Consider the following 20,375-nt stretch of genomic DNA (forward strand, 5'->3'; position numbering starts at 1 on the left):
CCTTCATCATCGTTGGTTCGCGGCGGCCGCGAGCATGTCCAAGCCGCCCGCTATGCCCCCAAGCCAGGCGCGCGCCTCGCGGAAGGCCCACACAAGCGAGCCCGCCGCAACAAGCGCCCAGGCCCAGGCCGACCCCTGGGCGTAGGCGGGCGGCACGAGCGTGAACAGCGCGTAGGCGCCGGCCGCCACGAGCAGCGTCCAGGCGCAGGCGAGCGGCAGCGCCTGCGACGGCGCGCAGCGGCGCACCAGCAGGAGCGCGCCCGCGCACGAGAGGAAGTAGGGGGCGCATGCATGCATGAGCGAGGCGAACAGGTCGGTACCCAGCATGACCGGCGCGGCGAGCGCGATGGCCGTGACCGTCACCACGTCGGCGCAGCCCAGCACGACGAGCCGCGCGAGCGCGACCGCCCGGCAGTCGAAGCGGCAGGCGTACTCGAGCTCGGCCACGCGGTGGGAGGCGCTCGACAGCAGGTCGGGCAGGCCCACGAGCACCGTCGCCGCCGCCAGCACGCCCGACGCGAGCGGGAAGCCGCTCGGCGCATCGCCCGCGAGCAGGCACGCCGCCGCCATCGCCGCCACGAGCGCGAGCTGCGCCGCCCACACGCGCGGATGGATGAAGCGCGCCTGCACGGCCACGAACGAGGCGAACGTCGCGCCGTGACCGCACACGCCCGCACCGACCGCATCCCTGCTCGCGTCCGCCGGGCGCTCCGTCGCCACCGCGCGCACGGCCTTGAGGGTTGCCGCCTTCGCAGCCGCGTCCGGCGCGCCGCGCTCGGCGCGGTAGTGCGCCTGCAGCAGCCGCCCGACATCTCTCTTGCTCGTTGGACTCATGCCCCGCTCCTTCCTTCCAATCCGCGCCGGAGCTCCGCCAGCGCCCGGTTCAACCGCCGGTTCACCGCAAAGCGCGACACGCCTAGGACCTGCGCGATCTCGCCCACCTTGAAGCCCTGGTCGAAACGCAGCTCCACCACCTCGCGCAGCTCGGGATCGAGCGCCCCGATCAGCCCGCCCACCTCGCTGCCCGCGCACGCGGCCGCCGGGTCGGCGCCGGGCGAGCGGTCGGGCACGTCCACATCAAGCGGCACGGCGGGCGGGCGCTTGGCGCGCGATGCGTCGATGCAGAGGTTGCGCGCGATGGTGAGCAGGTACGCGAGCGGCTTGCCCTCGATCGGCGAGCGCCCGCTGCGCACGAAGCGCAGAAACGCCTCCTGCGCTACGTCCGGCGCCTCGTCGTACGATGGCGCGTGCCGCCGGCAGTACGCCAGCACATCGTCGTAATGCTCTTCGACCAGACGATCGAACGCCTCGCCGTCCCGCAGCCTGCCTCCCACGTCCCGCTTCACCTCCTCTGCCCTCTATAACGAATCCCTAGCGCGATCGGTGCGGCCGCACCGGAAAAACCTTTGGAAATTTCCTTGACCCTCACGCCACGTGAGGCCGTAGCATGGGCGCACGCACTCGATGACGAATGCGCGCACCCGCGAGAAAGGAACCCCCATGGACGTGCGACCCGTGCGCTCAGACCAAGCATACCGCGCCATGATCGCCGCGCCGCCCGAGAAGCGCCCCGACCTGTACCGCCACGAGCTCATGGCCCCCTTCAAGGAGAAGTGGGACTGCTACCGCGTGCCGCTCAAAGCCGCGCAGCCCGGCGGTTACGACGTGGTCATGGCCAGCGAGATGCTCGGCATCCTGCCGCCCATGCGCGTGGACGGCAGTTGGGCCGAAGCCGTGAGCCTCATCGGCGACGACGCCTTCTGGGACGCATGCCAACGCACCGTCGAGCGCTCGCTCGCACGTTTCGCCGCGCGCGGCATCGAGCTTCCGCGGAAGGACTACCGCTTCACCGTGCTGTTGGCGAACCCGGAAAACCCCGTGGTACGGGCGAGCGAAGGCTACGGCGGCGACGGGGGCATCCCCGGCAGCATCTTCGCCTGGCTCGTGCCGGGCGGGCGCACGATGCGCCGCCTGCCCGCAGCGCTCGCGCACGAGACGAACCACAACGTGCGCTTCCAGTTCGTGAGGTGGCGAAACGACATCACGCTCGGCGAGATGCTGGTGAGCGAGGGGTTGGCCGAGAACTTCGCCGTGGAGCTGTTCGGCGAGGAGCTGGCGGGCCCGTGGGTCGCGCGCACCACGCCCGACCTGCTCGAGCAGGTGAAGCCGCTCGTGCACGCAGGCCTGGATGCGCAGGGCCTGGCCGAGCTTTCCGCCTACCTCTACGGCGACGAGACGGCGGCGCTCATGGGCTACCCCGTGCACGGCGTGCCTTACTGCGCCGGTTACGCGTGCGGGTACCACCTGGTCAGGCGCTTTCTCGAAGAGTCCGGCACCGACATCGCCGACGCCACCCTCCTGCCGGCGGCGGATATCCTCGACGCGGCGCAGGCCTTCTGGGACTGATCAGGAGGGCAACCGGGACGGCTCCCCTTCGCGCGAAAGCTCCACGCACAGGCCGCGCGTGAGGAACGGCGGGAAGTCGCCGTAGGCCCCCGGCGGCAGCGGACGGGGATCGGCCGCCTCGTAGTTCGGCGCGGGAGCGGCCGCGACGCCCGCGAACCGCACCGGCACGCCGGGCGAGGTGTAGAAGCTCTGCCCCTGCTGGATATGGAAGTGCAAGTGCGGCTCGGAGCTGCAGCCCGAGCTCCCGCAGAGCCCGACCTGCTGCCCGCGCCTCACCTCCTGGCCGACCTCGACGGAGACGCCGCCCGGCATCAGGTGGCACAGGCACGAGAACTCGCCGTGCGCGTGCTCGACGAGCACGTAGTTGCCGCGGATGTCTCCCCCGCCGAAGTGCACCTTGCCGTCGAGCCAGATCGTCGCATTCGGGCACGATGCGCCCGCTTCGACCACCACGCCGTCGGCAGGCGCGAGAATGGGCAGACCGTGGCAATAGTACGAGGCGGGGTCGGCCGGATCGGCGTCGGGGCGGCAGCTGCGCCCTTCGTCATCGAGTATCACAAAGTCGTAGGCATAGCGTTGGGTGAGCACGTCCCACGAATGCGACGTCTCCTTGACGACGCCGCCGTTGACCACCGTCCACGCGCCCTCGAACGGCAGCGCGTACTCCTCCCGCGAGGCCCCGGTGCGCTTGTCGGGCTCCTTCCCGCTGTAGCGCACGGCCATGACCATGAGGCCGCCGGCTTGCTTGACCGACTGCACGAAGAGCTCGGCTTTCTTGCCCACGACGCCCCCTTTCCCGATTGCGCTACTGCGGCCGGTAGACGGCGCAGTTGTTCGGGGTCTCGTACATCTCCACCTGGGACACGGGAAGGCCCTGCTCAACCAGGCAGTCGCCGAAGTAGCGCGCCAGGTTCTCCGCCGTGGTGCGGAAGGGCACGATGAACAGGCTGAACCCCTCGGCCTCGAGCGCCGCCAGCGTCGCCGGAGCGAGCGAGCCCTCCTCCACGAGGAAGGTGTGGTCCAGCGCCTCGGCCAGCTCGCGCACCGCGCGCTTGAACACGCCGAAGTCGAGCACCATGCCCTTCATCGTGCCCTCGGCCTGCAGGTCGTCCACCGCCAGGTGCACCACCGCGCGCCAACGGTGGCCGTGCAGGTTCTCGCACTTGCCGTAGTAGTCGGTGAGAAAATGGGCCGAATCGAAGCTGGCCTCGGTCTTCAGTCCGTACATGATAGACTCCTTCGCCTTCGCGGGTCGTTCGCCGCCATGATAGCATGGGAACCGATGCCCTTCCGGCAAGGCGGCCTTTTGCGAGCGGGGCCCCAGGAAGATCCCGGAGCCCCGCTTCCCTTCTTTAGCTTCGCGCCCGCACCACGACCGCCTGATGCGGCCGCAGCTTGGCGGCGAGCGCGTCCGCCCCGTCGGCGCACGCCACGTCGCCCGCCCCCACGAGCTGCTCGAGCTCGCTGCGCGAAAGGCCCAGCTTGGCACGCATCACCGCGGCGAGCCGGATGCCCGAGAGCCCTTCGGCATGGATCTCCACCCGGCAGTCCTCGTCGCCGGGCAGCTCGCCCTCGACGGCGAAGTCCACCGGGCCCCGCCGCGCGCCGTTGCCTTTCAGCAGGCCCGCGTCGAGGGCGCACTCGAGGGCCTGGCCTGGGTCGTTGCCCATGAAGCGCTCAAGCCGCTCCCGGCCGACGCCGCCCTGCCGCCCGCGGCTGACCACCGCGCAATTCCACACGCTGCCGCACGCGGCGCACCGGTAGATGAGCCATACGTCCAGGCGCTTCTTCTGGGCGTTCACGCGGAACCGGCCCGTCGATTCGAACCTTGCCTCAGCACCGCAGGCGCCGCACGGGCGCAAAGCGGCCGGCGCGGAGGTCGCCCCCACGCGCCACTGTATCGTTTTCATAATGTTCGCTGCCTTCCTTTGCGTTGAGAATAGGTGCAATAAGGAAGGCGAACGCAGGCGGCACCACGCCGTTGTTCAGCTTTTTCATAAAGGAAACCTCTTCGTTTGATCGATCGTTCCGCCGGATGAGCCCATCACGAAGCGGCCGCGCGCGAACGCGGCGACGGATAGGCGGGATGGGTCGCGTGATCTACCGGTTGGGAGGAACGGTCATGGAAAGAGGCCTTTCAAGAGGATGACGGGCGCCACGGCCCGAGCGGCCATGGTACCAAAGAGGCCGTTGCCGCGTCAACACGACGCCCGACGACGCCAGCTCGCTGACGGCCAGGCCATGCGGGCCGGCAAGGCGGATGCCGCGTATTCGCGTCGCCGCGTCCGCCCAACCCACCCCCCCGAGGAAAGCTGCATGCGGAGATCAAACGCCAGGGGCTCCCTTGGAACAGGGGACACGCCGGCCGGGGACTAGCTCGCCAGGGTGTCGCCCGCCGTCGGGGCCTTGGCTGCGTCGGGCTCGGCGACGGTCGTGCCCGCAGAGAGCCGGTTGTACCGGGCAACATCGGTGCGCCGATCCATCATGACGGCGTAGACGACAATCGCGGAGGCCAAGGCGAGGCAGCCGAACATCGCAAGTGCGGCAAAGGTGTACTGCTGGAACCATCCGAACAAGCCGGGCATGTTCAGGCCCGCAACCACAAGCACAACGGCGCCGGCGATGGCACCTCCTTTCGCGCTGCGCGACTCGGCCTTCTGCTCTGGCGTGTAGAAGTCGTCGATCTGCGGGTGCTCCTTGAGAAACGCCCGATACTCTTCCCACATGGGTTTCACCAAGAGAAGCGCCAGTGCGACCCCCATCGAGAAGAAGATGATGAAGGGAGCCGGGTTCACGTTGGGGCCCATCGTCGTGAAGTTGATGCCCGCTCCGAAACCGAGGATCACCACGGCGACAGCGGCCGCAACGTCCCACGCGCGCCGGCGCATGCGCTCGTCGTAGCCCCACACATCCACCGGAACGTCCTCGACGACCCCTTCGCATCCCGCCTTCCCGCCGGCGGAAGACGGCTCCGCGGAGGCCGCTTCGCGCCCGGCAAGGTCGCCGCGCACAAGATCGTCGAGGGAGCAGCCGAACAGGTCGCAGATCTTGATGAGCTTGTCCATCTCGGGGTAGCTCTTCTCGGCCTCCCACTTCGCCACCGACTGGCGGCTCACACCGATCCGCTGCGCCAAATCTGCTTGGCTCATATCCTGCAGGTCTCGCAGATGCTGAAGGTTGTCTCGAAAGCTCATGGGCATCTCCTCACGCTCGCACAATACCGTGGTCACGCCTCGCATCATGCACCGCGAGGATGGGTGCCGCAACCAACTTGCGGATGCTTTTTCGCGAACGGACGACAACCGGCAGTTGTCAGGCCTGGTCACCTTTGATTTTCTTCCCTGCGAAACGGGGGATCGCCTTGCTTGCGACCGCGGCGGCGCGGCAAGTGCCGCCCGGCAAAGCGTGCAGTTTTGCTGACGAGCGGGCCGCTGGTTCGGCATCGCGGGCCGTCGGCGGGCCCGGGTGCCGTACAATCGGGGAAACGCATTCGGACGCGACGGAAAGAGGACCCTATGGCAGACCAGGTCAACGCCCCTACGTTGGGCTTCATCGGATTCGGGAACATGGCGCAGGCCATGGCGAAGGGGCTCGTGGAGGCGGGCGCGCTGCCGGGCACGCGCATCTACGCGACCGCCGCGCACTTCGACAAGCTGCAGGCGAGCACGGCCGCGCTGGGCGCACATGCCTGCGAGGATGCGCGCGGCGTCGTCAAGGCGAGCGATTTCGTGGTGGTGGCCGTGAAGCCGCACCTCGTGGCCTCGGTGCTCGAGCCCGTGCGCGACGCGCTGGCCGCGCCCGGCAAGGCCGTGATCTCGGTGGCCGCCGGCTGCGGCTTCGACTTCTACGAGGGCGTGCTCGCGCCCGGTACGCACCATCTGAGCACCATCCCCAACACGCCCATCGCCGTGGGCGCGGGCGTGGTGGCCTGCGAGCAGCGCCACTCGCTCTCCGAGGGCGAGCTCGCGGCGTTCGAGGACCTGTTCGGCCAGGTAGCGCTCATCGAATGGGTGGACGGCAAGCTGCTGTCCACCGCCAGCGCCATCGCCGGCTGCGGCCCCGCCTTCGCCGCCATGTTCCTGGAGACGCTCGGCGACGCCGGGGTGAAGCACGGCCTGCCGCGCGCCGCCGCCTACCGCCTGGCCGCCCAGATGATGATGGGCACCGCGAAGCTGCACCTGGAGACGGGCACGCACCCCGGCGCCATGAAGGACGCCGTGTGCTCGCCGGGCGGCACCACCATCAAGGGCGTGGCATCGCTCGAGAAGGACGCGTTCCGGGGTGCCGTGATCAACGCCATCGATGCCATCGAGGGGTAGGTTCCCGCCGCACCGCGCGGACGGCCCCGGCCGCCGAGGCCGTCCCCGTGAGCCGCTGCCGACCCTACGCGCCGCAACCGACCCACGTGCTCCGTCCCGTATGCTTCAACGCGTACCGCCTGCCGCGTCAGCCCCTCCGGCGCCGCAGGCGGTACGCGTAGGCCAGCGACACGAGCAGGCTCGCCGCAGCGATCCCGATGGCTATCTCCATCGTGTGCGCGAAGCCGGCATCGTAGGCGGCCGCCCTCGCCAGGCCGCGCGACGTGCCCGCGAGCACGTCGGCGGACAGCACGCCCACGAACAGCGACGAGCCGATGGCCGAGGCTATCTGGATGAACGCCGAGTTGATGGACGAGGCGTGCGCGTACAGGCTCGGCGGAAGCTGGCTTAGCGCGGTGGTCTTCGAGGGCGCGACCACCAGGCCGAGCCCCACGTAAGCCACGGCTGAGGCCAGCACGACCAGCGCGAGCAGCGGCCGGCCGGCCGCGAGCGCCACGACCGCCAGCCCGAGCGCCGTCAAGGCGAAGCCGCAGGGCACGAGGGGCCAGATGCCCCATCGGTCGAGCAGCCGCCCGCCCACGACGTCGGACAGCGCGTTCGCCAGCACCGGCCCGGCCAGCAGCGCGCCCGCGAGGAACGCGGAGAACCCCAGCGCCCCCTCGTAGTACAGCGGCAGCAGGATGCTGAGCGAGAACGACGCCATCATGCCGAGCATCACCAGCAGCTCGCCCACGGCGAACCCGAGGTTGCCGAGCAGCCTCAAGTTGAGAAGCGGGTCCTTCAGGACCAGCTGGCGCCAGGCGAACAGGCCCAGCACCGCCACGCCGGCCGCCAGCACCGCGAGCGACGGCAACGGGTCGCGGAACACCTCGCCCAGCCCGTAGACGAGCGCCCCCAGGCCCAGCACCACGCTCAAAGGGTCGACCGCGCCCGTGCCGCGCGGCCCCACCTCGCGCAAACGGAAGAACCCCACGGCAAGCAGCAGCACCGCCAAGGCAAGCGGCAGGGCGAACAGCGCGTGCCGGCCGAAGCCCGTGAGCACCAGGCCGGACACCACGGGGCTCACGGCAAGGCCCGCCGCCACGGTGCCGCTGTTGAGGGCCAGGTGCGTGCCGCGCCTGGCCGGATCGGAGTTCGCCATGATGAAGCTGGTCACGGCAGAGTAGAACAGGCCGGTGCACACGGCCTGCACGAGCCGCCCCGCCAAAAGCACCCAGAAATTGGGGGCGAACAGGGCCAGGCCGCTGCCCAAGGCGAGCGCTCCGCAGCCTATAAAGAACACCGTGCGCAGCCCCAGGCGCCGCAGCAGGAACGCCGCGAGCGCAATGGACGTGGCGGCCACCACCATGTAGCCGGTCACGAGCCAGTTCGCCGTCGAGAGCGTCACGCCGAACTCGTCCGCCACCTGCGGAAGGGCGATGTTCATCATGCTCTGCGCGAACGAGGCGGCGAACGAGCACGCGAGGAGCAGCGGGAGCTGCGCCCGCGCCTCCTTGCCGCCCGCCTCCAACGTCGCCCGCATCGCACCGCCTTTCCTCGTACTGCCCGCATTTCCACTACTAGCCCGTCCGCCGCCGGGGCCGCAAGCGCTCGGGCACGCCCGCAGCCGTCCCGCGCGGAGGCTATGGGCGCGAGACGCGCCCGCACCCCGCGACCGGCAGGTCCCGCCGCCGGGGCCAGCAAGGCCGGAGGGGCTCTCCCCGAACAGTCTAGGCGCGGCCGCAGGCACGCGGCCGAACCGTTGCGGACATGCAACCTCGAAGCGCCCGCGCTCCCGACGAGGCAGGTCGCAGCCTCGGGTACGGGCCTGCCGCGTGCCGGGCCCGTGCAGCCCGCGCGGCGCGCCCCACGCCGCGGCGCGCTTGTGCTACGATGGCACGCGAGGAAGTCGCGGCGCCCCGCCGCGCAGGACGGCCCGGAAACGGCGCCGCCGCCCCGGGAAAGGACGGCATACATGCCCATCAACAAGGCGGTGCTCGCCGCCTTCAAGGCGGCAACGCGGCTTCGGCCCGACATCAAGGAGTTCTACAAGGCGCAGCGCGTGGCCGAGGACCTGAGCGCCAGGCTCGCCCTCCCCAACCCCCGCTGCCGCGTCGACGACATCACGGCCCCGATGCCCGACGGCTGCGCGCTCCCCCTGCGCGTGTTCACCCCGCTCGACATCGACTTCTCGCTGGCCGAGGGGTTCAAGGTCACGGAGGACTTCCGCGGCACCGTGCTGTTCTTCCACGGCGGCGGCTGGGTGAACGGCGACGTGGACTTCTACACCGATGCCTGCAGCGCGATGGCGCTGCGCCTGGAGCGGCGCGTGGTGTCGGTGGACTACCGCCGCGCACCCGAGCACCGCTTCCCCCAGGCGCCCGAGGACTGCTACGAGGTGGCCCGCCAGCTGCATGCGGGCGAGCTTTTGGCCGACGTGGACGCCGACCATATCGTGCTCTTCGGCGACAGCGCCGGGGGGAACCTGGCCGCCGTGGTGTCGCTCATGGCCCGCGACCGCGGGGAGTTCCTGCCCCGCACGCAGATGCTGCTCTATCCCGTGACGTACAACGACCACGACCCCGTCACCTCGTACTTCGACTCCGTGCGGGAGAACGGCGAAGACTACCTGCTCTCGTCGCGCGACATACGCGGCTACATGGAGCTGTACGCCTCGTCGCCCGCCGACCTGCACCGGCCCTACTTCGCGCCGCTGTTGGAGAGCGACCTCTCCCGCCAGCCGCGCACGCTCGTGGTCACGGCCGAGTACTGCCCGCTGCGCGACGAGGGCGAGGTGTACGCGCAGCGGCTGGCCGACGACGGCGGCGACGTGCAGTGCTACCGCATGCTCGACGCCGTGCACGGCTACCTGCTGTACCCCTCGGTGTTCAACATCGTGAGGGACACGTACCGCATCGTCAAGCAGTTCCTCGATGGCGACCCGCTCGTGCAGGAAGGCGAACCGACGTGGCTCGGGCTACTTGGTACCGACTAGACAACGTAGGGAAGTTCTACTCGTCGCAGGCGGGCAGCTCCGCCCAGACGGTGTTCCGCTACGCGGCGACGATGGCCGACGACGTAGACCCCGCGGCGCTGCAGCGCGCGCTCGACCGCACGGTGGACGTGTTCCCCGGCTTCAACGTGTGCCTGCGCAGCGGCATGTTCTGGCACTATCTGGAGCAGGCGCCCCGCCCCCCTGCCGTGACGCAGGAGAACCTCCCCATCTGCTTCGGCCTGCACGTGGACGCGAAGAGCGTGCTCATCCGCGTAAGCTGGTTCCGGGCGCGCATCAACCTGGAAGTGTCGCACATGGTGTCCGACGGGCGCGGATCGCTGAGCTTCTTCAAGGCCCTGCTCTACGCCTACGTGGAGGAGCGCTACGGCGTGGAGGGCCTGCCGCAGGAGTACGACGGCTCGGACCACCAGAAGGCCGAGGACAGCTTCGACAAGTACTTCGAGCGCGACAAGGCGGCCTCCACGCACGCCCCCAAGGTCTACCGGCTCACCGGCTGGCGCGACGCGGCCGACCCCACGTACTTGGAGTACCACCTGCCCGTGCGATCCGTGCTCGACCTGGCGCGCAGGCACGGCGTGAGCCTGACGTCGCTCGTCATCGCGGCCATCATGTGCGCCATCCGCGCCGAGATGCCCCGGCGCGAGCGCCACCGCGCCATCCGCCTGGACGTCCCCGTGGACCTGCGGCAGCACTTCAAGTCCACCACCACCAAGAACTTCTTCGGGCTTGCGTTCGTGTCCTACGTGCCCGGCGACGAGGACGAGCCCGTGGAGCGGATTGCCGCGAAGGTGCAGGAGCAGCTGCGCGTGGCCACCGACCCCGAGAGCCTCAAGCCCCACATGAACCGCATGATCGCGCTGGAGAAGAACCCGCTTCTGCGCCTGGCCCCCCTGTTCGTGAAGGACGCCCTCCTGGAGCTGGCCAGCCGCTTCACGGCGCGCGAGACCACCACGACGCTCTCGAACCTCGGGCGCATCACCGTGGACGCGCGGGTGGAGCCGTACGTGCGCGACATCAACCTCCTGACGTCCACCACTGGGCTGAACTTCCTTCTGTGCTCGTTCGGCGACGACTTGAGCATCGGCATATCCACGGCGTACTCGAACCCCGACGTGGTGAAGAACTTCGTCCGGTACTTCTCGGGCTGCGGCATCGAGGGGCGCATCAACATCAACAAGACGAGCGAGGAGGTTGCCGAGGACCGCCTGGAGGCGAAGCTGGAGGCCTCGGTGAGGCGCTTGGGCGGCCAGGCGCCCGCGCACGGGGAGGCCGAGACGCAGGAGAAGCCGAAGCGGAAGGCCAAGGCCATGCGGCTGGCGGAGGCGGAGCACGCGACGGGGACGGACCCGTCTCAGGAGGCAGGGCGCGGGGCCGACGCGGGCGGCGACCGAAAGGCGAGGACCGCACGCACGGCTGACGCAGGCGGCGACCGAAAGGCGAGGCGGAAGGAGGCCGGGAAATGAGGCGATGCGGGAAGTGCGGCGTGTCGTTCACGGGCGACCTTGACCGGTGCCCGCTCTGCCAGGCGGAGCTCTCGGGCGAGGCCGAGCCGTCGGCGTTCCCCCGAAACGAGGTGCGCAAGTCGGGCGCCGTGGCGCTGAGCGTGCTGGCGTTCGTGAGCGGCGCATGCCTGCTGGCCATGCTGTTTCTGGGACGGACGCTGGGGCTGCCGGGCGACATCGTGCTCACCGTATGCCTGGGCCTGGTGGTGAACTACCTGTTCGTGCGCAACATCCTGGTGCACACGCCCGACTTCCTGCGCGTGGTGGTGCGCTACTTCCTCATCCTGCTGGCCATCGCGGCGCTGTGGTACCTCATCACGCGCAACCCCGTGGTCACGACGTTCGTCATACCCGGCATATGCCTGGTGGCGCTCGTGTTCGACGCCGTGCTGGTGGCCGTGTTCCGTGGCACGTTCGTGTCGGGTTACGCGAAGTACCTGCTGTTCGACGTGGTGCTGGGGCTGATCCCGCTCGCGCTCGTGGCGCTGGGGCTGACCACGTGGGACGTGCCGGCCAACGTGAGCGCGCTCACGGCCAGCGTGCTGCTGCTGGCCCTGCTCGTGTTCACCCGCAAGCAGCTCGTGGCCGAGGTGCGCAAGCTGTTCTCCGCGTGACGGCACGGCGCGCGCAGGCACGCGCGTCCGTCGCATCCGCCTTCGGCGCGCTGCGCGTCGCGCCATGGCGCGCAGCGCATGGTGCGGCACAGTAATCACCGGTTTTCTACAGCAGGCCGCGTCGGCAGAGCAGGCCTCGCCTTCGACGTTACGAGCAACCAGGGGAAACGCCTGAAAGAGGCGGCCTTCGGACCCCATCGCGCTGTCCCAGACCGCGCGCATGTCGAAAACCGGTGATTACTGTGCCGGTGGGGCGTTATGGCGCTCGAAGAGCGATGCATCGCCCGCCCGCCCCTCCCCCGCACCGGGCCATGCAGGGAGGGGGACGCCACGGACAGCGGGTGCAGAGGGGCGCCGGGCGGTGCCACGGCAACCGGGTGCAGGGGGCGGCGGGCGGCGCGCCGGGCGGGAGCCGTCGCCACGCCGCCTTCAGCTACTCGTATCCCATCGGAAGGCCCAGGTGCCTGCGCAGCTCCAGCTTGCGCGCATGGTAGTCAGACGTACGGATCTGCGAGTGCTTGCCCAGGTGCCGGCGGAGCGTTTGCGCTATCGCCTCGGTCGCCGCGAAACTGTCGAGCTCGTCGTTCGTCACCCCCACCACCGTCCAGCCCATGGACATGAGGGCGTTCGCCCTCCTCGAGTCGGAGACGCGGCTCGCCTCCCCCTCGTGCCATTCCCTGCTCTGGTACTCCACGTCGAGCTTCCGCTCCGGCCAGCACAAATCCATGCGGAACGACTTTTTCCCGGTGAGAGCCTCGGCCGCCCTGCTCGCCCCGACCTCGTAGTTCATACGGGGGATTCCCAGGCCGTAGCCCCCGTGGCGATGGGGCAGCCCCAAGACGAGGGCCTGTTTCGTCTCCCGCGCCGAGGCCGAGCCGTCGGCAAGGTAGCGAAGGGCGCGGCCGACCTTGCGCGCACCGTCGACCGAGGCGTTCCGCGCCGCATAGCCGCCCAACGACCTGACGGATGCCAGGGGCTCTACCCCATAGGCAGCTGCGGCCCCTGTGCGCCGGGTCCGGTACGTTCCGCACAGCTCGTACCCAAGCTCGAGCATGGCGACCAGGCTCTTCCCCCGGGCGGCTTCCTGGACAAAGGCGAGGGCCGGCACGCAGGCGAAGACGCCGTCGCCCAACCGGTAAAACGATGTGCCCGAAAGAGGGACGGTCAGCGAATGCGACTTGACAGCCTTCGAAGGCCGCCCCAGCGCAGCGCTTCCAACGAGCACGTGCGCAGGCCTTTCGAGGCGCAGATCCGGGTATGAGGCCTCGAGATGCTCGACGGCGGCCTCGACCTCGCCCCTCGCCGGAGTGCGGCTGGGAAGCACCCGTGCTCTCCCCGCAACCGGCGGAAGCGTCCGGGGGGCCGCCGAGCGCAGGATGGCCAAGGCGGTCTTGTGTCCGAAGATGATAGGCGCGCGCTCACGGTCAGGATGGGAGGAGACGGGCATGGAACCTCCTTGCAAGCCCTTTGCTAAGAGGATCTTGCAAGCGTGGTAGGGGAACGGGGGGCACGCCGTTCCCGCTATGGGCTGCTCGCCGAGGCGAAGAGCGCCTGCACTGGCTCCGTGGTGCCGCTATTCTACCAGCAGGCCGCGCCTCGGCACAGTAATCACCGCATTTTTACAGATTGGGAAGCAGAGGCTGGCGGCAAGCGGGGCGCAAGCGAGGTGTTCCGACGTTTCCCCTCGTCGCAGAACGGCATTTCGGAAGGCGCAGCCCGAGGGGAAGGCACTCCCCGTCGAAAACCGGTGATTACCGTGCCGGCGGGCCGGCCCGTAAGAACCAACACCCCCGAAACCCTGGCGCTTCCCGCCCCCGCTTTTGGCCGTCAGCGTGGACGGGAGTCGGGGCGGGGGTCGGGGCGAGGCGGGAGCGGGTGCGGATAAGCCCGCCTGCGCGCAGGGGGCGCGCTCCCTTGCGGGCCAATGCGGCAAGCGATGCGCAGGCGGGTGAGCTGCCCGCCTTGGACGATATGGGCGAAGGCGGGGCGGGTGCGGGGGGGGGTCGGGGCGTGGGCAGGAGCGAGCGCGGGTACGCGGGCGTGTGCGAACGCGGATGCGGGGCTTGTGCGAATGCGCGGGCGGGCCGGTACGGGGCCGGGGCGGGAACGGGAGAAGGGCGAGGAAAGAGTGGCGCCCCGCCAGACCCGGTTGAGCTACAATACGCGTATGGAACACGCAGCCCGCATCCTCGTCGTCGAGGACGACGACGACATCAACAACGTGGTGGCGGCCGCGCTCGCGCGGGCGGGCTACGCCTGCGCGCAGGCGTTCTCGGGAAGCGAGGCGCGGCTCCTGCTGAAAGCGGGGGCCGCCGCGGGCGAGGCGCCGTACGACCTCGTCATCACCGACCTCATGCTACCGGGCTTCTCAGGCGAGGAGCTCGTGCGCGAGATACGCGCGCGCAGCGACGCGCCCGTCATCGTGGTGTCGGCCCGCGCCGAGCCCGGCGACAAGGTGGAGCTTCTGAAGCTGGGGGCCGACGACTACCTGGCCAAGCCCTTCGACCTCGACGAGCTGCTGGCGCGCGTGGCCGTGCAGCTGCGCCACGCCTCGCGCGGTACGGCCCGCAGCTCGGGCACGCTGCGGTTCAAGGAATGGGTGCTCGACACCGAGGCGCGCACGCTCGCCGCCGCCGGCGAGCCGGTCAAGCTCACGCGCCTGGAATTCGGCATCGTGGAGGCGCTCGTGCGCCGGCCCAAGAAGGTGTTCACGAAGCGGGAGCTGTTCCAGGCCGCCTGGAACGAGGAGGCGTTCGTGGAGGAGAAGGCCGTGAACGTGCATGTGAGCAACATCCGCGGCAAGCTCAAGCCCTCCGGCACCGACGGCTACATCGAGACGGTGTGGGGCATCGGCTTCAAGCTGGCCGAATGAGGCGAGACAGGGGCGAGACAGGGGGACGGGCGAGACAGGGGGACGGGGATAACGTCACGTTCCCCTTCGTTTCGCCCAGTTGCAGCGCATCGCGGAACGTGACGTTATCCCCGTCCCCCTGTCTCGCCCCTCGCACGTCAAACTTAGCACTTTCTTAACGGTTTCGAAGCGAATTGCTGAACGCCTTTTCCGTATCGTGGTTGGCAGTCAGAGAACGATCCGACGATCGGAAAGGAGCGGGAACGTGAACGTGATCGAAACCAACGGGCTCTCGAAGGCCTTCGGCAGCAAGATGGCCGTCGACCAGTTCGACATGCATGTGGGCCAAGGCGATATCTACGGGTTCGTCGGCCGCAACGGGGCGGGCAAATCGACGGTGATGAGGATGCTCGCAGGGCTTGCCGAGCCCACGGGCGGCGAGGTGCGCGTGTTCGGCTCGTCGCCGTGCGAGGCGGGCGCGAGCAGGCGCATCGGCGCGCTCATCGAGTCGCCGGGGCTGTACGGCTCCATGAGCGCAACCGACAACCTCATGATGAAGGCGCTCGCGCTTGGCCTGGCCGACCCCAAGGACAAGGTGCGCGACCTGTTGGACCTCACCGGCCTGGGCAGCGTGGGCTCCAAGGCGACGAAGAACTTCTCCATGGGCATGAAGCAGCGCCTGGGGCTCGCGCTCGCGCTTCTGGGCAGCCCCGACCTGCTGCTGCTCGACGAGCCGCTGAACGGCCTCGACCCCGAGGGCGCCCGCGAGATCCGCCAGCTCATCATGCGCCTCAACGACGAGCGCGGCATCACCGTGGTGGTGAGCTCGCACGTGCTCGAGCAGCTGGGCAAGATGGCCACGCGCTACGGCGTCATCCGCGAGGGCCGCATGGTGCGCGAGCTCACCGCCGCAGAGGTCGACCAGGAATGCAGCGACTTCCTGCAGCTGGAGGCCGCGAACCCGGCGCTTGCGCTGGCCGTGCTGCAGGAGCGCTTCGCGGGCCTGCGCTTCCAATCCATGCCCGGCGGCGCCATCCGCCTCTTCGGCGGCGCGGACGCGGGCGCGGTAGGAGCCGCGCTGAACGAGGAGGGTATCGCCATCCGCGGGCTGTACGCGCACCGGCGCGACCTGGAGGAGTTCTTCGTTGAGATGATGGGGGCTGAGTACCGTGGCTAATATCTTGAGAATGGATCTGTACCGGCTCGTCCACGGCAAGTCGCTGTGGATCTTCCTCGGCATCATCGCGGTGATGGCCGCCATCAGCGCGGCTGTCATGGCCTACATCACCGATCCCGCGTTCGTGCAGTCGATGCAGGCGGCCAGCGCAAGCGGCGCGCCGACGGGCGTGCACATCGGCTTCTCGAACGGGAGCGGCCCGAGCGCGGACGACCTCGCCGAGACGAACGCCCTGGCGGCGCAGCTCTCCCAGGGCATGACTCCGGAGGCGCTCGTGGGCAACGTGTTCCTCGGCGGAGGCGGGCTCTCCTGCCTGTTCGTCGTGTTCCTCGCCATCTTCCTTGCCGCCGAGTTCGAGAGCGGCTTCAGCAAGAACGTGTTCACCGTGCAGCCGAGCCGCCTCGCGTTCCTCGGCGCGCGCATCGTGGCGATCCTCGTGCTCGCGGTGCTGTTCACCGCGGTCATCGTCGCAGCGACGCTTGCCACGGCCGCCGTGACGGGCCTCGAGCTCGTCTCCACCCCCCTGCCCGACTTCGCGCTGTGGGGCGTGCTCGTGGCGCTCGTGGCCGCGGGCTTCGGCATGCTGACGGCGCTTGCGGTGTGGGTCACCCGCAAGATGGCGGCGGGCATCGGCATCGGCATCCTGCTGGCCTCGGGCCTGGTGACGCTTGGGATCCAAGGACTCGGCATGCTGGTTCCGAGCATCTCGTTCCTCTCCGACTACACGTTGTCGTCCTGCATGGGATCGCTCTCCCTCGGGCTCGGCGGCCCCCTCGGCGCGGTGCACATCGCGCTCGTGGGCGCGGCGTTCATCGCCGTCGCGGCGGTGCTCTCCGCGGCCGTCCTCAAGAGGAAGGACGTCTAGGCCATGGAAGCCGCGGTCGTTCTGCTCGCCGTCGCCGTCGCTGTGCTCGCCGTCCAGCTCGCCCGCTCGGAGGCGCAGCTGCGGGCCATCGCGCGGTTCCTGGTGACCCGGGAGTCGGCGAGCAACGCCCGCGTCGCGCTGTCCATGCGCACGCGCGGGTTCGTGCAGCTGGCGCAGGCGGTGAACCGGCAGATCGACCGCCACCAAGGCGAGCGCGTCGCCGCCGAGGAGGCCAAGCGCGAGCTGCGCCGCGGCCTCACCTACCTCTCGCACGACATCCGCACGCCGCTCGCGGGAGCGCAGGGCTACGCGCAGCTTCTGGCGGCCGAGGAGGACGAGGTCCTGCGCGCCCGGTACCTGGACGTGGTGTCGCGCCGCCTGGACGACGTGGGCGGCCTGCTCGACCAGCTGTACGCCTACGCCCAGGTGCAGGACCCCGACCACCGGCTGGAGCGCGAGCCGGTGGATGCGAGCCAGGTGCTCGTCGAGGCGCTCGCCTCGCTGTACGGCCAATTCAAGGAGCGCGGGTGGGAGCCTGTGATCGAGCTTGCCGACCAGCCGCTCATGGTCGACTCGAACGCCGACGCCCTCGCCCGCATCTTCCGCAACCTGGCCGTGAACGCGCTGCGCTACGGGTGCGAGCCCCCGCGCATCGCGCAGGAGGGCCGCACGGTCGCGTTCGCGAACCGCGTGGCCGACCCGGACGGCGTGGACGCCGAGCGCCTGTTCGAACGCTTCTACCAGGGAGATGCCGCACGCGGCGGCGGGGGCAGCGGCCTCGGCCTCGCCATCGTCGCCCAGCTGGCGCGCGCCCTGCGCATCGAGGCCACCGCCCGCCTGGACGGCGACGTGCTCACCGTGGAGCTAGGGTTCCCGGAGTGAAACGGCGTCGAGCCGATCCCCCTCGCAGCATCAATCTCGCCAGTTCTGCCGGCCGAGCTGCCGCATGACGCAGTGCCGGATGACGCAGGATGACGCAGCGGGATGAAGCGGGGCGCTAGCTCGACTGGTCGCCCTCCCCCGCCCTCTGCTCGGCGAGCAGCAGGTCGACCATGCGGCCGTAGCTCCGCATGCCGTCGGATTGGTTGTTGGCCTTAAGGTACGCATCGTTGGCGGCGTTTGAGGCCTCCTGCACCGGACCTTCGTACTGGGCCCAGTGCTCCGCGCGCTCGGCCAGGTCGCGTTGCACCGAAGGCGCAAGGCCGGCGGAGATCTGCGTGGCAGCCTCCGGATCGGCCTTCCGCAGCGCGGCCGTGGCGTTGTCGTAGGCCAGCAGCAGGCCGCTGTAGCGCATGAGCGCGTCGTCGGATTCCTTGCAGGCCAGGTAGGCGATGAAGTTCGCCTCGTCCTCGCGCATGAAGCCGCACTGGTGCGCCAGCTCGTGGGCCATCGTCCACGGCACCGTGGAGAACGGGTTGTCCACGTTGATGTTCGACTCCATGGTGAACGGGAAGAACATGCCGCCGATGTTCGCATACGACATCAGCTTGGACGCGAGCACCGGCTTGGGCGGCGAGTACAGCGGCCGCTCGAGCGCAGGGTAGCGCTCCGCGAGCTTGCGCATGGCGACCACCGATTCTTGCGCGTAGCGCTCGAACTCCCCCGGCTCGGCGGCGAACAGGTCGACATCGTTGCCGAGCTCTGCGCGCTCGCGCCCGAGGCCCTCGGCGAGCGACGAGGCCAGGCTCACGAGCTCCTCCTGGCGCTCGGCCGGATCGGCCCCCTCCTCCGCCAGATCGTAGCCGGCGTGCTGCGTGAAGGTGTAGCGGTGGTAGTTCAGCCCGCAGAGGAACGTGAAGGCGAAAAGCGCGACGCAAGCGACGGCTGCCGCGCCCATGATCCCGCGGTATGCCATCATACCGCGCTCGCCCTTGCTCACGGCGACCTTGCGAACCCAGTACCCGACGTACCCCAGGCAGAACAGCAGGAACAGCGCCGCCACCCACTCGGCCACCGAGAAGCCGACGAGCGACGGCAGGAATCCCACGGCCGAGGACGCCGCGGGGTACACCGTGTGCGCGTACCATTCGGCTGCCTCGGGATTCGCCTGCGCGAACGCCGTCGCCGCAAGGGCGACGATCCCTAAAGGTATGAACAGCATGCGTTTGAGCAGGTAGTTCCTCATGTTCCTCCGCAAGTCGGCGCAGCACGGCCGCCCTCGTTGTACCCCACGCGGCCACAAGCCGGTCGACGCGCTTACAGCCGCGCGATAACCGCAGCCAACACTGCCGCGAGCACGCCGACGATTGCAAGGGGCGCGGCTCCGTCGATAAACGAGGGCACGGGCGGCAGCCGGAAGTACAGCACGTAGCACACGAGATTCGCCGCCGTCACAAGCGCGACCACGCCCGCGAGCAGCCAGAACGCGCCGCCGAAGAGCATCCCTGCGCCCATGAGCGCGTTCAGCACGGCAAGCTCCAGCGCCGCCCACAGCACGAACAGCAGCAGCTCCGTGGTCACGGGCCGCCCGAAGAAACGCACGGTGACGAAGGCGAGCGCCGCATACGCCGCCACGCCGCCCACGGCGAACACCCACCCTGGCGCCGCGCCGCCAACCTGGGGTGCGCCCGCGAGCGCTCCCAAGCCCATCGCCAGCAACACGACGGCCGCGATGCCGAACGCCACCGCGCCCAAGATGAACCCCACGCCCATCGCGTACAGAGCCCCCATCGCCTTCGGCAGCGCGGGGTTGAAGAACGTCCACCACCACGCCAGGTACAACGCCGCGCACACTGCGAGCGCCGCATGCCCCCACACGAGGGTTCCGGGCACCGCCGCATCCATCGGGGCCATGGCATCGTCCTTTCTCGTCGCATGCCCAGCACCGCGCCCGTGGGTGCGCAAGGCGCCGGCCGGCCGCTTCCGCATAAAGGTTACTCCTGCGGCCGAGCGAGCAGGGGAAAGCCGGTCGCCGTTACCTGCCCGATGGCAGCGCGTCCTCAACCCGCGAGCGTTGCCAGGTAGCCCAGCAGCTCGCCCTTGCCCAGCGGGTCGGCATGGCCCAGAAGGCACGTCTCGCAGTCGATTCCCTCGATCGTCCGCATCAGGGCCCGCAGCCTCTCCTCGTCGACGCGCCACCCGTCGAAAGGATCGCCGCACGTCGCGTCACCCAGGAACAGCAGGCCCTCCTCGGGAACGTGCACGAGCACCGTGTCGTCGGAATGCGGCGAGGCTGCTGTGAGCACGCGTGCGGTCAGGCCCCCGAGATCGAGGAGGAGCTCGCCGTCGAACACCACGTCGGGCAGGGCGACCACGATTCCGGCCTCGGCGTACTCGCAGGCGATATGCTCCTCGCTCCGCTTGAGCGCCAGGACGGCGGCGGGATCGGCCAGCGAAGCGCGCGCCTGAGCGAGCAGCTCACCGGTGCGCCGGCACGCAACGGTGAGGCCGTGCGCGCGGTGCATGCCGAACGTGTGGTCCCAATGCCAGTGCGTGATCGCCGTGAGGTCGGGCCGGGGCAGGCCCGCGTCGTCGAGCTGCGCGTAGAACTCCTCGACATGCGCAGCCGACGCGCCCGCGTCCACCGCGAGCGCAAGGCGGTCGCCCTTGAGGAGCACGAGCGTCGGCCGGTCGTTCTCCGGCTGGTGCGGCAGCCAGAACGTCCGCTCGCCCAGCTTGTTCAACTCCATGGAAGCCCCCTCCCCGA

Annotated in this window: 22 protein-coding genes; 10 read left to right on the forward strand and 12 right to left on the reverse strand. The window is 69.6% G+C overall.

Annotation, left to right across the window (positions count from 1 at the left end; all coding sequences use genetic code 11):
• Positions 1-6: 6 nt before the first annotated feature.
• Together C1877_RS03525 and C1877_RS03530 are read right to left on the reverse strand one after the other, a co-directional pair.
• On the reverse strand, positions 7-834 hold the full coding sequence (locus C1877_RS03525) for a hypothetical protein (protein ID WP_114568386.1): 828 nt from the start codon (positions 832-834) through the stop codon (positions 7-9).
• The gene (locus C1877_RS03530; protein WP_114568550.1) at positions 831-1,334 is read right to left on the reverse strand and encodes an RNA polymerase sigma factor; all 504 of its coding nucleotides are present in this window, start codon (positions 1,332-1,334) and stop codon (positions 831-833) included. The genes C1877_RS03525 and C1877_RS03530 overlap by 4 nt, the downstream gene beginning before the upstream one ends.
• Before the next feature lie 166 nt (positions 1,335-1,500).
• Here C1877_RS03530 and C1877_RS03535 point away from each other — a divergent pair, with 166 nt between their 5' ends.
• Entirely contained in the window at positions 1,501-2,406 is a 906-nt protein-coding gene (locus C1877_RS03535) for a DUF2268 domain-containing putative Zn-dependent protease (RefSeq protein ID WP_114568387.1), read from the forward strand.
• On the opposite strand, the gene C1877_RS03540 is transcribed toward C1877_RS03535, so the two are convergent.
• From C1877_RS03540 to C1877_RS03555, 5 genes are all read right to left on the reverse strand, one after another.
• Positions 2,407-3,189 carry a M23 family metallopeptidase gene (locus C1877_RS03540; protein WP_114568388.1) on the reverse strand — a complete coding sequence of 261 codons (783 nt, stop codon included), beginning with the start codon at positions 3,187-3,189 and terminating at the stop codon, positions 2,407-2,409. It lies immediately after the preceding gene.
• Positions 3,190-3,211: 22 nt separating this feature from the next.
• Positions 3,212-3,634, reverse strand: a complete 423-nt coding sequence (locus tag C1877_RS03545) for a 6-pyruvoyl trahydropterin synthase family protein (RefSeq protein WP_015540250.1) — start codon at positions 3,632-3,634, stop codon at positions 3,212-3,214.
• Between the two features lie 124 nt (positions 3,635-3,758).
• Entirely contained in the window at positions 3,759-4,208 is a 450-nt protein-coding gene (locus C1877_RS03550) for a DUF1062 domain-containing protein (RefSeq protein WP_231847656.1), read from the reverse strand.
• A gap of 31 nt (positions 4,209-4,239) precedes the next feature.
• The gene (locus tag C1877_RS15275; protein WP_167536559.1) at positions 4,240-4,404 is read right to left on the reverse strand and encodes a hypothetical protein; all 165 of its coding nucleotides are present in this window, start codon (positions 4,402-4,404) and stop codon (positions 4,240-4,242) included.
• Positions 4,405-4,778: 374 nt separating this feature from the next.
• On the reverse strand, positions 4,779-5,600 hold the full coding sequence (locus C1877_RS03555; RefSeq protein WP_244909777.1) for a helix-turn-helix transcriptional regulator: 822 nt from the start codon (positions 5,598-5,600) through the stop codon (positions 4,779-4,781).
• On the opposite strand from C1877_RS03555, the gene C1877_RS15280 reads away from it, so the two are divergent.
• Together C1877_RS15280 and proC are read left to right on the forward strand one after the other, a co-directional pair.
• Entirely contained in the window at positions 5,599-5,826 is a 228-nt protein-coding gene (locus C1877_RS15280) for a hypothetical protein (RefSeq protein ID WP_156791062.1), read from the forward strand. The two genes, C1877_RS03555 and C1877_RS15280, sit on opposite strands and share 2 nt — an antisense overlap.
• A gap of 95 nt (positions 5,827-5,921) precedes the next feature.
• A complete protein-coding gene (gene proC, locus C1877_RS03560) occupies positions 5,922-6,725 on the forward strand; it encodes a pyrroline-5-carboxylate reductase (protein WP_114568390.1) in 804 nt (267 codons plus the stop codon).
• Positions 6,726-6,852: 127 nt separating this feature from the next.
• Here the strand turns inward: proC and C1877_RS03565 are convergent, their stop codons facing one another.
• Positions 6,853-8,247: an MFS transporter gene (locus C1877_RS03565; RefSeq protein WP_114568391.1), complete on the reverse strand. Its 1,395-nt coding sequence runs from the start codon at positions 8,245-8,247 to the stop codon at positions 6,853-6,855.
• Positions 8,248-8,679: 432 nt separating this feature from the next.
• Between C1877_RS03565 and C1877_RS03570 the strand changes: the two genes are divergently transcribed.
• The 3 genes from C1877_RS03570 to C1877_RS03580 are packed head-to-tail and all read left to right on the forward strand — an operon-like array spanning position 8,680 to position 11,836.
• On the forward strand, positions 8,680-9,699 hold the full coding sequence (locus tag C1877_RS03570) for an alpha/beta hydrolase (protein ID WP_114568392.1): 1,020 nt from the start codon (positions 8,680-8,682) through the stop codon (positions 9,697-9,699).
• A complete protein-coding gene (locus tag C1877_RS03575; RefSeq protein WP_244909778.1) occupies positions 9,672-11,183 on the forward strand; it encodes a phthiocerol/phthiodiolone dimycocerosyl transferase family protein in 1,512 nt (503 codons plus the stop codon). The genes C1877_RS03570 and C1877_RS03575 overlap by 28 nt, the downstream gene beginning before the upstream one ends.
• A complete protein-coding gene (locus C1877_RS03580; RefSeq protein ID WP_015540254.1) occupies positions 11,180-11,836 on the forward strand; it encodes a DUF6320 domain-containing protein in 657 nt (218 codons plus the stop codon). The genes C1877_RS03575 and C1877_RS03580 overlap by 4 nt, the downstream gene beginning before the upstream one ends.
• 433 nt (positions 11,837-12,269) lie before the next feature.
• On the opposite strand, the gene C1877_RS15600 is transcribed toward C1877_RS03580, so the two are convergent.
• On the reverse strand, positions 12,270-12,890 hold the full coding sequence (locus C1877_RS15600) for a hypothetical protein (RefSeq protein WP_244909779.1): 621 nt from the start codon (positions 12,888-12,890) through the stop codon (positions 12,270-12,272).
• Between the two features lie 1,113 nt (positions 12,891-14,003).
• Here C1877_RS15600 and C1877_RS03590 point away from each other — a divergent pair.
• The 4 genes from C1877_RS03590 (at position 14,004) to C1877_RS03605 (ending at position 17,611) form a co-directional block, all read left to right on the forward strand.
• A complete protein-coding gene (locus C1877_RS03590; RefSeq protein ID WP_114568551.1) occupies positions 14,004-14,708 on the forward strand; it encodes a response regulator transcription factor in 705 nt (234 codons plus the stop codon).
• 244 nt (positions 14,709-14,952) lie between these two features.
• Positions 14,953-15,864: an ATP-binding cassette domain-containing protein gene (locus tag C1877_RS03595; RefSeq protein WP_114568394.1), complete on the forward strand. Its 912-nt coding sequence runs from the start codon at positions 14,953-14,955 to the stop codon at positions 15,862-15,864.
• Positions 15,857-16,729: an ABC transporter permease gene (locus tag C1877_RS03600; protein ID WP_244909780.1), complete on the forward strand. Its 873-nt coding sequence runs from the start codon at positions 15,857-15,859 to the stop codon at positions 16,727-16,729. Before C1877_RS03595 ends, C1877_RS03600 begins: the two co-directional genes overlap by 8 nt.
• A 3-nt stretch (positions 16,730-16,732) precedes the next feature.
• On the forward strand, positions 16,733-17,611 hold the full coding sequence (locus C1877_RS03605) for a sensor histidine kinase (protein ID WP_114568396.1): 879 nt from the start codon (positions 16,733-16,735) through the stop codon (positions 17,609-17,611).
• A gap of 115 nt (positions 17,612-17,726) precedes the next feature.
• On the opposite strand, the gene C1877_RS03610 is transcribed toward C1877_RS03605, so the two are convergent.
• From C1877_RS03610 to C1877_RS03620, 3 genes are all read right to left on the reverse strand, one after another.
• Positions 17,727-18,854, reverse strand: a complete 1,128-nt coding sequence (locus C1877_RS03610) for a DUF3810 domain-containing protein (RefSeq protein WP_015540258.1) — start codon at positions 18,852-18,854, stop codon at positions 17,727-17,729.
• Positions 18,855-18,925: 71 nt separating this feature from the next.
• Complete coding sequence (locus tag C1877_RS03615) at positions 18,926-19,522, reverse strand: hypothetical protein (RefSeq protein ID WP_114568397.1); 597 nt, start codon at positions 19,520-19,522, stop codon at positions 18,926-18,928.
• Positions 19,523-19,668: 146 nt separating this feature from the next.
• Complete coding sequence (locus C1877_RS03620) at positions 19,669-20,358, reverse strand: MBL fold metallo-hydrolase (RefSeq protein ID WP_114568398.1); 690 nt, start codon at positions 20,356-20,358, stop codon at positions 19,669-19,671.
• Between the last annotated feature and the right edge of the window lie 17 nt (positions 20,359-20,375).

The sequence above is a fragment of the Gordonibacter pamelaeae genome (assembly GCF_003340385.1).
GTDB lineage: Bacteria > Actinomycetota > Coriobacteriia > Coriobacteriales > Eggerthellaceae > Gordonibacter > Gordonibacter pamelaeae.